Annotated in this window: 8 protein-coding genes; 2 read left to right on the plus strand and 6 right to left on the minus strand. The window is 54.8% G+C overall.

Annotated features, from left to right (window positions below):
* Positions 1-62: 62 nt before the first annotated feature.
* The 4 genes from HMPREF2609_RS02300 to HMPREF2609_RS02315 form a co-directional block, all read right to left on the minus strand.
* Positions 63-1,463: an MFS transporter gene (locus HMPREF2609_RS02300; protein WP_070534849.1), complete on the minus strand. Its 1,401-nt coding sequence runs from the start codon at positions 1,461-1,463 to the stop codon at positions 63-65.
* Positions 1,464-1,685: 222 nt separating this feature from the next.
* Positions 1,686-3,509 (minus strand): acetyl/propionyl/methylcrotonyl-CoA carboxylase subunit alpha, encoded by a 1,824-nt coding sequence (locus HMPREF2609_RS02305; RefSeq protein WP_048751545.1) that lies wholly within the window; start codon positions 3,507-3,509, stop codon positions 1,686-1,688.
* Between the two features lie 129 nt (positions 3,510-3,638).
* The gene (locus HMPREF2609_RS02310) at positions 3,639-4,373 is read right to left on the minus strand and encodes a Maf family protein (RefSeq protein WP_070534853.1); all 735 of its coding nucleotides are present in this window, start codon (positions 4,371-4,373) and stop codon (positions 3,639-3,641) included.
* 102 nt (positions 4,374-4,475) lie between these two features.
* Positions 4,476-5,900, minus strand: coding sequence for a dicarboxylate/amino acid:cation symporter (locus HMPREF2609_RS02315; protein WP_070534854.1), 1,425 nt, complete (start codon positions 5,898-5,900; stop codon positions 4,476-4,478).
* Positions 5,901-6,120: 220 nt separating this feature from the next.
* Between HMPREF2609_RS02315 and HMPREF2609_RS02320 the strand changes: the two genes are divergently transcribed.
* Both HMPREF2609_RS02320 and HMPREF2609_RS02325 read left to right on the plus strand, forming a co-directional pair.
* On the plus strand, positions 6,121-6,888 hold the full coding sequence (locus HMPREF2609_RS02320; RefSeq protein WP_070534855.1) for a hypothetical protein: 768 nt from the start codon (positions 6,121-6,123) through the stop codon (positions 6,886-6,888).
* Between the two features lie 138 nt (positions 6,889-7,026).
* Positions 7,027-8,295, plus strand: a complete 1,269-nt coding sequence (locus HMPREF2609_RS02325; RefSeq protein WP_246825540.1) for a glutathionylspermidine synthase family protein — start codon at positions 7,027-7,029, stop codon at positions 8,293-8,295.
* A 142-nt stretch (positions 8,296-8,437) separates the two neighbouring features.
* Here HMPREF2609_RS02325 and HMPREF2609_RS02330 read toward each other — a convergent pair whose 3' ends face one another.
* Entirely contained in the window at positions 8,438-10,189 is a 1,752-nt protein-coding gene (locus tag HMPREF2609_RS02330) for a DUF885 domain-containing protein (protein WP_070534856.1), read from the minus strand.
* A 159-nt stretch (positions 10,190-10,348) separates the two neighbouring features.
* On the minus strand, positions 10,349-12,769 hold the full coding sequence (locus tag HMPREF2609_RS02335; RefSeq protein WP_246825541.1) for a restriction endonuclease: 2,421 nt from the start codon (positions 12,767-12,769) through the stop codon (positions 10,349-10,351).
* Positions 12,770-12,778 lie beyond the last annotated feature (9 nt).

Genomic DNA, 12,778 nt, shown 5'->3' on the forward strand with positions numbered 1-12,778 from the left:
TATAGGTTTGAGGGGCGTGACTCTATATGAGTCACGCCCCTCAAATGCTTACAGTATTCAGGCTATTTAGTGTTGACCGCGTTCATATCGACGTCTCGGGTTTCATGGGTGAGCAGGATGAAGAGAACACTCAGCAAGGATGCGCCTGCTAGGTAGAACCCGACGGCCCCAACACCAAACTTCGTATTCAGCCATACCGCCACGAACGGGGTCAAAGCGGCCCCCAAAATAGATGCCATATTGTAGGCGATACCGCTGGCGGTGTACCGCACATTAGTGGGGTACAGCTCGGGTAGGTAGGCGCTCATGGAGCCGAAAGAAAGCCCCATCAGGCACATTCCGATGAACATGAAGATGGTAACTGCGGTGGTATTGGCCTGTGCTCCGGTACCCACGACGGAGGGTGCAATAAATAGGGTGAAACTACCGCCGAAGACAGCCATAGCGATAGTGGTCCACAGCTGCTGTTTGCGGCGACCGTATTTGTCGGCTAACCATCCCGAGAGGGGAATAAAGAGCGCAAAACCAATGATAGAGATGAGCTGAATCTCCAAGAACTTGTGGTAGGGGATGCCCAAACCACCCGCATTAACCTTTCCAATACCGTAGGAAAGAATCCATGCAGTCATCAGGTAGAACAGCACGTAGCATGCCACCATGATAAAGGTACCCTGAATCATGGGCCACCAGGCAACTTTGAACGCCTCAACCAACGGGGTCTTGACCTTCTCATCGTTCTCGACGGCTTGAGCAAAGACAGGGGTTTCTTCGAGCTTGAAACGCACATACAGACCCACGGCAACCATGAGGATGGAGAGCAAGAACGGAACACGCCAGCCCCAAATCAGGAAGGGGTGATCGAGGTTCTTACCGTCTGTGGCGGAGTTGAAGGTAATCCAGCTGGTTAGGAGCAGCATGAATCCGTTAGCAAAAACGAAGCCAATGGGCGCGCCCAGCTGGGGCCACATAGCGGAACGTGCGCGCTTGCCTTCTTCGGCATATTCGCTGGCGAGCAGAGCCGCACCCGACCATTCGCCACCCAGGCCTAGACCCTGGCAGAAACGCATAATGGTTAGCATTGCCGGTGCCCACAGACCAATCTGATGGTAGGTGGGCAACAAGCCAATGAGGAAGGTCGCTAACCCCATAGTGAGCAGAGCGCCCACGAGTGTTGCTTTACGACCGATCTTATCGCCGAAGTGACCGAAAACGATAGAACCCAGCGGGCGGGCGATAAAAGCAACGCCGAAGGATGCGAAGGAAGCTAACAGCTCAGTGGTAGGGTCTTTGGATGCGAAGAACAGAACCGGGAAAACCGCTACCGCTGCGGTGGCGTAAATATAGAAGTCGTAGAATTCGATGGTGGTGCCCACCAGAGAGGCGATAATAACTCTGCTCTTGGGGGTCGTATTCTCAACCTGCGTGCTGTGCCCGGCGGAAACGTCGGGCGCGTGTGTGCTCATCGTGAACAGCTCCTGAAAAGGGATAGTAGCGACTACGCTCGATGCTGTGAGTGTAGATTTTCAACTTTTATATTCTACGCCTCGCGATGCGGTGCCAACATCCTGTATTCATCATCTGGACCATTCAGCTGTATTTCAGTGTTTGAGGATGAAAAATTAGGAACACACGAACAACAAACCGCCGGATGCGTATGAGAGAACGCATCCGGCGGTTATAGGGTGCTATTTGATGGTGGCTAGAACGGCACCTGCGGTGACGGTATCGCCCGCCTTCAAGGACAGCCCGGAAATCTTACCGGCCTTATGCGCGTTGATAGGCTGTTCCATCTTCATAGCCTCTAGCACCAGGATCAGATCGCCTTCGGCGACTGTGTCTCCATCGGCAACGGAGACCTTCACGATCGTACCCTGCATGGGGCTTGTCAGATCGTCTCCGCTGACCGCATTTGAACCGCCGCGAGCACGGGACTTACGGGTTTTCGATGCGGGCTTTGAACTGCTCTTGGCAGGAGTACCGCCCAATTCAGGTAGAACAACCTCAAGACGCTTACCATTAACCTCAACGACCACGGTTTGACGTTCGGCATCGTCATCATCCACACTGCCGGGAGCTCCGGAGTAGGGCGAAATGGTGTTCTTGTAATCGGTTTCGATCCACCGGGTGTGAACCTTGAAATCTGCTCCTGCAGCGGGGGCGAAATCGGGTTCGTCCAGAACTGCGCGGTGGAAGGGAACCACTGTCGGAAGACCGTCGAGTGTGAGCTCGTCTAGGGCTCGGCGAGCGCGTTCGATCGCCTGCTCGCGGGTAGCACCAGTTACGATGAGCTTGGCCAGCATCGAGTCGAAGTTGCCGCTGATAGTATCGCCTTCTACGAAGCCGGAATCCCAGCGCACACCGGGGCCGGAAGGAACACGAAGTTTTTCGATGGTACCCGGTGCTGGCATGAAGGAACGCCCTGCATCTTCGCCGTTGATGCGGAACTCAAAGGAATGACCGCGCAGCTGGGGGCTCTGCGGATCGATTTTCTCGCCGCGGGCAATGCGGAACTGTTCGCGCACCAGATCAATACCCGACACTTCCTCGGAAACCGGGTGCTCAACCTGTAAGCGGGTGTTCACCTCTAGGAAGGAAATCGCTCCGTCCGGGGCAAGCAGGAACTCGCAGGTACCCGCACCCTGGTATCCGGCTTCCTGCAGAATCTTGCGGGATGCTTCATAGAGCCGGTCGCTTTGTTCTTCCGTAAGGTATGGGGCGGGGGCTTCCTCTACGAGCTTTTGGTTACGGCGTTGAAGAGAACAATCACGGGTCGAAACGACTTGCACATTGCCGTGAGCATCGGCCAGGCACTGAGTTTCGATATGGCGCGGGGAATCTAGGAAGCGCTCAATAAAACATTCTCCGCGACCGTAGGCTGCGACCGCTTCACGCACGGCGGATTCGTAGAGCTCGATAATATCGCTGCGGTTACGCACAACCTTGATGCCGCGACCGCCGCCACCGAACGCTGCCTTGATCGCGATGGGCAAACCGTGCTCGTCGGCAAAGGCGAGCACTTCATCGGCAGATTCTACGGGATCCTTGGTCCCCGGTACCAAGGGGGCACCCACTTTCTGGGCGATATGGCGCGCGGCAACTTTATCGCCCAACTGGGTAATAGACTCGGGGGAGGGGCCAATCCAGGTTAACCCGGCATCAATGACTTTTTGGGCGAATTCGGCGTTTTCTGAAAGGAAACCGTAGCCGGGATGCACCGCATCCGCGCCGGAACGAATAGCTACCTCAATGAGCTTGTCCATCACCAGATATGACTGGGGCGCGGTCGCCCCTCCTAGAGCGTAAGCCTCGTCTGCGAGTTTAACATGCTGGGCATCGCGATCCGGTTCTGCATAAACGGCGACGGTCTCTAAACCTTCGTCACGGGCTGCGCGAATAATACGTACCGCGATCTCGCCGCGGTTAGCAATAAGAATTTTACTGACCGGACCGGTATGGTGTCCGGGAACAGCTGTAAAGTTTTTGATGGCTTTTGCCGGGTTGTGAGTCACTGAGGCTCTCCTTTTTATCCTGCCGAAAGCATAGCGAGAAAAGCTGAGAATGGCGAATATATAGCGCCGAATGACGCGAAAAATATAAGAAAAGTGAGGATGCTTATACCGGGTTTGGCTTAGCGGTCGTTAGTCTGATGAGGACTTCCAGAAAAAGCTTATCGATATCCCATATTGTGAGAGCATTTCCTTGAGTGCATTCACCGACAGCCCAATCACCGTATGTGATTCCCCGCAGATACCCTGAATAAAGGCAGCACCATATCCGTCGAGGGTAAAGGAACCCGCTACATGAAGTGGCTCACCCGTGGCAACATAAGCATCAACCTCTGCGGCGCTCATCGGCGCAAAGTTTACGGTAGCGCTGCGTACCTGCTGAACGGCGGGAAGCTGTTTATCTTTGGTCTCACCGATCCCATCCCGTAAATCTATGAGGCAATGTCCGGTGTGGAGCACCCCGCTTCGACCACTCATCGCAGCGATGCGCTCGCGTGCTTTCTCAGGGGTGTGCGGTTTGCCGTAGGCGACCGATTCAAACTCAAAGACAGAATCGCATCCGAGCACGAAGGCGTTTACTACACCCTGGGCGGCGAGAGAATCAGCAACCGCGCGTGCCTTTGCCTCCGCGAGAATACCGGAGACCTCCGCCGGGGTTAGGTCAGCGCGGCCCTCTTCGCGGGCGCGCTGGGCAGCACTGGCTAGTGCCGCATCCTCATCGACATCAGAGACATGAATATCAAACATAATGCCGGAGTCTTCAAGGAGCTTTTTACGCGCGGGTGATGCGGAAGCCAGAATCAGGCGCGGTGCGGGGCCTGATGCCGAATGCGACGCACCGGATGGAACAGAAGATTGGGAAGTCATATCTTTATTTTAGAACGAGTATCAAGATTGGTCTTCATACGAGAGAATAGTCTCCGTACCATACCGATGCGCTGCATACCCTATGCCGTAGCCAAGAACCGCCTAGGACGCAGCGGTAACCTTGGCAGAACTAGGCGAGGTATCCTCGCCACGAATCAGCTCGGACTGGGCGGCTTCCACAAGATCCTGCGGCACAAACCCGTTAGCGCTGCGCGGTGCATTGTAGATCTCGGCGCTGAGGATACCCTCGCGCTTAGAGACAATCGTGGGAACCAAGGCTTGCCCGGCAACGTTCAAGGCGGTACGTCCCATATCAATAATCGGGTCAATCGCCAATAGAAGACCCACTCCATCAAGAGGAAGGCCCACAGTCGAAAGGGTCAGAGTGAGCATCACGATAGCGCCCGTTGTACCTGCCGTAGCGGCAGAACCCAACACCGACACCAGGATAATCAGCAGATACTGCGAAATATCCAGGTGCACTCCGTAGAATTGCGCCACAAAAATAGCTGCCAGCGCGGGGTAGACGGAGGCGCATCCATCCATTTTGGTCGTAGAACCCAGCGGCACTGCAAAGGATGCGTATGCACGCGGCACGCCGAGATTACGTTCGGTAACGGCCTCAGTCATGGGCATAGTGCCCATCGAGGATCGTGATACGAAACCAAGCTGCACTGCGGGCCATACGCCCGAGAAGTACTGTTTCACAGAGAGCCCGTTGAGCTTCACGATCAGGGGATACACCACCAGGAACACGAGGAGCAGACCCGCATACAGTGCCGCAATGAACTTCACCAGCGAGCCCATGGATGTCCAGCCGTAGGCATAGACGGCATGCCCGATCAGCCCGATCGTGCCCAGCGGAGCGAGGCGAATAATCCACCACAGCACCTTCTGAATAATGGCGAGCGCGCTCTTGACGATATCGATAAAGGGCTTAGCCGCATCGCCCACCTTCAGAGCCGCAATACCGATAGCCCCCGAAATCACGAGCATTTGGAGCACGTTAAAGGAAACCGAAGAAGTTATACCGGAGTCGGTGGTTTTCGTGGTGACCTCAAGCCCTAAGAAATTGGAGGGGATAATCCCGGTCAGAAATGCTGTCCATGATCCCCGGGTGCTGGTGCTGCCCGAGGTGCTTACCTCGGCACCCACACCAGGCTGAACGAGCAGCCCCAGTACGATACCGATGGAGACCGCAAAAAATGCTGTAATAGCAAACCAGATAAGAGTCTTAACCGCTAAACGCGCCGCATTCGTCACCTGCGAGAGATTCGAGATTGAGGCAACGACGGCGGTAAACACCAGCGGGATCACCGCGGCCTTAAGGAGAGTCACATAGGACGTGCCGACAGCGTCTAGAGTGGCCATGAGCCAGTTGGGGTTAATTTTTGCATCGCCGCCGAGGGCGAGTGCAACGTACCCGAGCGCGATGCCCAGAATAAGGGAAGCTATAATTTGATGTCCGAAAGAAGTAGCCCAGCTGGGAAATCTAGATTTTTGCGGTGTTTCATGTGTAGTAGGCATGGCGTTACTGTAGACCCGTAAGAGAGAACAGCGGTAATTAGTGTGACGAACTATGACTGTATGACATAGCGTGACCGTGCAAGCGCCACCGAAAAAGACCCGAGGCACGTATTATTGCTAATTTTTATCGGCGCAGAAAAGCCTTTGTGCGAGGCGTGCTTGGTATCCTGAAAAGAGCCTGTTATCACCGAGACAGGATAGTGTGAAGGAGAAATGACCCGTGAGCGGGGCCGAACATCAAACCGCAGATGCCGCAGACGTAGAGCATCCGGAGAACGTACAGGACAGTCAAGACCTCAAGTCTCCTCCTGCACGCGGTACCGGTAAGAAAGCGCTCGCAGTGTTCGGCGCCGGTGCCCTTTTGGCAAGCGGCGGCATATTCGCCTATAACTCTTTGCACCAGAGCGAGGAAGCCTTTAGCGCGGACGGTGAAGAATACGCTCAGGTTTGTCAAGACTCCAACACCGGGCTGCGCGTTGAGGATGAGCAATGTGAGAGGGCAGAGAAAGAGGCTGGGAATACTTCTTCGGATTCCAGCTCTGGCTCTTCGGGCGATTCTCATTCCGGAACTCAGAATTCCGGTAATTCGGGCACGACACACCATTCCGGTACAACCAATGCGTTCCTGTGGTATTACCTAGGGCGCCGCAGCGCCGGTACTACCTCCATTCCCGCCGTGGGATCATCTCTGAGCGGCGGCAGCACCACACGCCCCAATTCGGGAACGGTATACAGCGGTCTTTCCCGCGGCGGCGGCGGATTTGAATCCTCCTATAAGAGCGCTAAAAAGACTTCCACCTATTCCTCGGGCAAGGTGACGGAATCGCGCAGCGGCGGCAAGACCACGACCTCTAAGGGAACGGGACTGACGGGGAATAATTCGGGCGGTAAGGGTGGAAGCAGCTCGAATAATAAAGGTGGCGGCTCCGGGAGTAAAGGCGGCTTCGGCGGAGGCTCGAAGTCCGGAGGCGGTACCTCCGGCGGATAGCCCGCCCCGCGTATTTTCTCAAGGGATACAAATACCCGGCCGACGTATCTATACCTGCGCCGGTTGCTCTATACGCCCCGCAGATGAGAATTCTCTACAAGTTCCTATACTGCACATCGTACTCAGCGGCGGTGTCTTATGACGAAAGATAATATGAAACGCGATGAATTTCCGGTGGGACGCCCCGGCTGGGAACAAACCATTATTGACGAAGGTCTAACCTATAGCGTCGATGGTCCACACGATCTGCAGCACTATTGGAATGAGTATGCAGCCTATGTTTTTACACCCGCAGAAATGACCAATCTGCGGGATCAGGCGCGTGAGGTTCATCAAATGTGCCTGCACGCCATTGAGCGTATGGCATCTGGTGCCTACGGAACGCTCGGTCTTCCCGAAGCCGCCTTTAACCTGGCTAAAGAATCGTGGAACCGCCACGAACCGGATTTCTATGGTCGCTTCGATTTCATCTACTCCGGGGTGCCCGGCGATCCTCTCAAACTCCTGGAGTACAACGCCGATACCCCAACCGGCATCGTTGAGGCCGCTATCAGCCAAAAGACTTGGGCGAGCGATCAACGCCTCGACACCCGCGGTTACGTACACTGGGGTGAAATTGGTGAGGCTTTTACCGAACGCTGGCGGCAAATGTTTGCGCACGATCTCTCTCATGGGCGTTCACCACGACTGCACTTAGCGAGTGTAACCGAAGAAATCGATGTTAACGACGAAGACTATAACAACCTCTGGCTTATAGCCCATGCCGCCAATCGTGCGGGACTGACCACGAAGCTTATCCGTATCGACGAGGTTATTTTCGATGAGACCCTAAAAATCTGGAAAGACCCTGAGGGAGAACGCATCGAGAACCTTTTCAAGCTTTATCCCTGGGAAGATATGGTGACCGATAGCGAAAGCGGTTACGATAAGCTGCTCTTCGCCTACCACGATATGATGAACCGTTGGATTGAGCCCGCATGGAAGATGTTCCTGTCGAATAAGATTTTGCTCGCCGCTCTATGGGATTTATACCCCAACCATCCCAACCTCTTAGAAACGCATGTAGGAATGCGAGGCGGTCTGAAGAACTGGGTGCGTAAACCGATATTTGGCCGCGAAGGCGATGGCATTGAGATCAATGCTCCCGATTATGATGTCTTTGTGCGTGATGAGGACGATGACCACTTTATCAACGTACCTGAAAGCGAATTTGTGTATCAGGATTTTGTTGCCCCGCCGGTGTACTCGGGGATTATTAACCGCACTAACCTGCCGATGCTGGGCATCTGGATGGTCAATGGCGAGGCGGTCGGTATGGGCATTCGCGAATCGGACAGGCCTATCACCGACTACGAATGTCGTTTCGCCCCGCATCTCGTACAGGTCAAACCGAACCTTATTCCCTAGCTGATGTGCCGCGTTTAACCACACTAAAACCCGTACACTTTGCTGTATATTCATAGGTTTATGTACGATACGCAGCAAAATATACGGGTTTTAGCGCCAGCTCTCTAGGGTTTAGCCTTATTCCCCAGTAAAGCGCAGGGGTTTAATCATCGTCGTCGTCATCCTCATCATCGCTATGGGGCATGACCTCATCGGTGAGGGCGCGGCGTAACGTATCGAGCCCTACCGAACCGAGCATAAGAGCCTTCGTGTGGAACTCACGTAAAGACAACCCATCACGAAGCGCATCGTCTCGAAGTTGAAGCCACAAACGTTCACCCACCTTATAGCTGGGCGCCTGCCCGGGCCACCCTAGATACCGCAAGAACTCAAAACGGATAACGCTCTCGGTACCCTCTAGATTGAGTTTCAAGAACTCGTACCCCAGCTCAGGAGTCCACAAGGTACCTGGTTCAACCCCCAGCGGTTCAGCCCAAGCATCGGGGATCGGAAGCTCACAGTGCACGCCAATGTCGAAAACCACGCGGGCGGCGCGCATCCGCTGACCATCCAACATGCCCATACGGTCTCCAGGATCGGTCAAGAACCCGAATTCTTCCATCAGACGCTCAGCGTAGAGCGCCCAGCCTTCACCATGCCCGGAAACCCAGATCAGCTGCGAACGCCATTTATTCATGCTCTCACTCATGACCAGCGCAATAGCCGTTTGCAGATGATGCCCCGGAACGCCTTCGTGGTACACCGTCGAAGTCTCGCGCCATGTGCCAAATGTATCGTCGCCCTTTGGAACAGACCACCACATGCGCCCAGGGCGCGAAAAATCGGGGGAGGGGCCGGTGTAATAAATGCCGCCCTCATGGGTAGGGGCGATGCGGCATTCCAGACGCAGCATTGGGCCGTCAAGATCAAACTGGGTACCTGCGAGCTCGTGCACCGCGCGGTCCGAGAGCGACTGCATCCACTCGCGGAGCGCATCGGTTCCGTGCAGAGTGCGTGACGGGTCGGCATCCAGGATCTCTTTTGCGCGTTCAATCGATGCTCCGGGCTCGATCTCCTCTGCAACCTGCCGCTGCTGAGCGATAATACGGTCAAGCTCCTGCACACCCCAGGCATAGGTTTCATCAAGATCGACAGAAGCCCCCAAGGATGCCCGAGAGTGCAGGGCATAGAGTTTGCGGCCGACCGCATCCTGCTGGGGAGCTGCCGGGAGCAGCACCTCGTGCAAGTACGTCTTGAGCGTGGCGTACCCATCTTTTGCCGCTTTAGCACCCCGCCGCGCCTGCTCGGCAAGATCCGGTACCGCCTGAGTAATCTCGGCGGCAAGCTCATCGAAGAAACCGCCCTCGGCGATATACGCAGCGATCTGCTCGATAACAATCTCTATCTGTCGACGCGGCGAGACATGGCCTGCAACCCGGGCCGTATGCAGAGTCTGAACAAACCCGGTGATCGCCTGCGGAACGTTGAACAGACGCCCGGCAATATTAGCCCAATCCTGCTCGGTATTTCGCGCCATCAGATCGAACCCGCCGCGAATCTCTTGAGGAACCGAAACAATGTTATTTAACTGCCAGCCGCCCAGCCCCGCACGGTGGCTCTCAAGACTAAGCCCCAGGCGCTCCTGCAGCGCATCAAGAGTCACAAGATCAACATCGTCTATGGGAATGACCTGATCAAGTTTCTTGAGGGTCGCGCGCACTAACTGGATATAGGCTTCCTCCCCGGCGGGGGAATAGTCGCGAAACTGAGTCGCGACACCCGTGCGCCCCTGCTCCGTTGCAATGACGGGATCTAAATCTAGAACCGCTTCGTAGAATTCGTTGGCGATGTGATCGACGTCGGTCAGCACTCGCTTGACGCGGTAAATCTCCGGAATTTCGTGGTGAATGCTCATACTTTTCATACTAACGTAGCGTGGCATACAGCACGGCATTATTGCGCTGTATGTCCAGTACGTGAAGCGCCGAAACTTGCGTGCGCCGCATACGCCGCGACGGCGGCTGAGCAATCCTGAGATTATCAGCCACCGTCGCGTGAAGGGTACTTAAGATAATTACGATGCAGCGGAGTCAGAACCGCTGAAATACGCGTCATCGAGCTCTATCGTCCCGGGCACCCGACCGTCACGAATACCCAAACGATGGGCAATTAGACGGTTCATGAGCTCGTCGCCCGCGATAAGATCCACCAGAATATGCGGGTACTTGGTGGAGCATCGAATGTACTCATCGTATGCATCATCACCGAAAGTTCCATCCGTGATAAACGCACCCAGTTGACCACCCAATTGCTCTAGAGAGAGGTACAGGTTGGTAATATCCTGTACGCTGACCGCACCGTCGGCTGAACGCTGAGCCCGCACATAGAATGCGCGGTCGCGTTGCCCACCAGAGGGGTAAGCAATAACCTGAACACCCTGTGAAGCATCCGCACGTTCAGCCGTATATCCTCGTACCGAGAACAAGTCTGCCGCAATATCGGTGAAACGGTCCTTCGTCACAGCCTGCAGCTGGGGCTGAAGGAGAGCACGTTTGAAAACATCGCGGTAGCGCCTCTGCGCATCCTGCACGGCATTCCTTGCGGCTTCGACGGCGCTGAGAGCATCCGACGATTGCTCTACACCGGGTGTCTGAGACGGTACCGGCGCAGGTGTCTGGTAGGCGGGGGCAGGCTGGGTGAAAGACTGTGCAGAAGCGTAAGCTGCCGAAGAAATACCCGAACCACCCTGCGCCTGGGCAATGTTCTGCGGGGTCGCCTGAACGGGGGCACCATAGCCCGAGCGAGGACCCGACCCGTAATGCCCGCGCGAATTCTGGTAGGAATAGGAATCCTGAGAATGCTCTCGCTTCTCATATGGTTTACGGCCAGTATTGAGCGCAGCCGCAATATCCTCGGGAAGTTTGTGCCGAAGTGCCTGCTTCTGAAGCGGTACGATACGCGCGGCAACAGTCTCCGGAATACCGTTGGGGAAGCGATCCAAAAGTTCTATGGCGCTCTGCGTGAGTGTGTACCGTTCGGGATCCTTGCGAGAAAGCCTACCGCTCTGTCCACCGTGAACCTGCAGATAGCCTTCCTGCTTCAAAACCTGAACCGCAACCGCGTACCGGTTGCGCACGCGAGGAGTCGTATTGGAGCGATGCGGCGCTAAACGAGCCTGCAGATACGGCAAATCCAGCGTGTCCTCAACCTTCGCGAACAGGTCGTAGAAATTGATATCCGGGTTGTCACGCACCAAGGTCAGAATGTCGAAAAGCATATGATGCGGATGCGGAATCTGCTCCGCCGCCGCGGGATCGAGGAACGCGTGGCGCATCAACTCGTCAATCGAGCCGTCCTCTATGCTACTAAGAGCATCGACGTAGGCAGATCCCACCATGAAGACCTCTTGCTCGTCTTCATCTCCCTCTTCGAGGTAACGGTGCGCCAACAGTACATCATAAACATGTTCGCGTCCTTGAAAATACTCAGGAGAGTCTTCGTCTGCAAGCTGCTGAATCTCAGCATCCTGGGCAATAGCACGATCCACATCGGCCAGGGGCAGCTTCGCGTTCTCGCCTTTGGCGAGTACCGCATCCATGATGACGTGCCCCATACGAATGAGAAGTTTCTCATGGTGTTTAAGCTGATCCACCGTGAGCAAGGATACGGGAGCATCATCGAAAATATCGCTGAGTGCCTGGGCGGGCACCCCGTGCGGGAAACTGTACCGCAGATTCTTACCCTCGGTCGTGAGCGCATATGCGATCTTATCGTGGTGTTCCTTGGGGCGCAGGTAGCCTGCATCAAGAAGTCCACGCACAGATTCGGCGCATGATGTCTCAAAAAGCTGCTGTTCCAGTTGGGTGAGACCGTACCATCCCTGCACAAAGCCACATTCGCGCATCACAAGCTCACGAAGTTTACTCTCTGTAACGCTCAGATGCAGCGGAATAACCGATAGGGCAATAGGAGCAATATTGCGCACATTAATTTGAGCCAGCAGTCGCGGATAGTAATCCTGCATATAGAACAAATGCGTGCCAATAATGGGATAGAAAAGATCCTCTAGAATTTCACGCTGTTCGTCCTCAGAGCGCTGAAGAAAATCAAGCCCACGTTCGCTCAAAGAATAGAGCAAATTTCCCGGATGCAGATTACTGAGCGATACATCAAGATAATCATGATTTACGAATGCGACAATAATTTTGTCAATCGCATCACGAAATAACACGGATTTACCCACCGCAATATAGCGCTGGGTCATGGTGAAACCTATTTCAACCCCAACTGGAGTGTAAAGTTCGGGAAAAAGCAGTTTCTGTCCGTGCTCATGTGCTCGTTCAAATTGGCGTAAAAGCGCTAATGCCGCTCGAACCGCAATATCACGGCAATCATCGCGGTACTCCTCTGGAATATCATCCCAGGAAAGCGCTTTAAGAATGTTATCTACCGGTGTTTTCTCATGCCGAAGCATGTTCGTATTTACGATGGTCACAAGTACCCC

It is taken from the genome of Rothia sp. HMSC058E10, assembly GCF_001809415.1.
GTDB lineage: Bacteria > Actinomycetota > Actinomycetes > Actinomycetales > Micrococcaceae > Rothia > Rothia dentocariosa.

Bases quoted from the DNA above. Each gene is read 5' to 3' on its own strand.
- HMPREF2609_RS02300 (WP_070534849.1), bottom strand. From the start codon at position 1,463: ATGAGCACACACGCGCCCGACGTTTCCGCCGGGCACAGCACGCAGGTT.
- HMPREF2609_RS02310 (WP_070534853.1), bottom strand. From the start codon at position 4,373: ATGACTTCCCAATCTTCTGTTCCATCCGGTGCGTCGCATTCGGCATCA.
- HMPREF2609_RS02315 (WP_070534854.1), bottom strand. From the start codon at position 5,900: ATGCCTACTACACATGAAACACCGCAAAAATCTAGATTTCCCAGCTGG.
- HMPREF2609_RS02325 (WP_246825540.1), top strand. From the start codon at position 7,027: ATGACGAAAGATAATATGAAACGCGATGAATTTCCGGTGGGACGCCCC.
- HMPREF2609_RS02330 (WP_070534856.1), bottom strand. From the start codon at position 10,189: ATGAGCATTCACCACGAAATTCCGGAGATTTACCGCGTCAAGCGAGTG.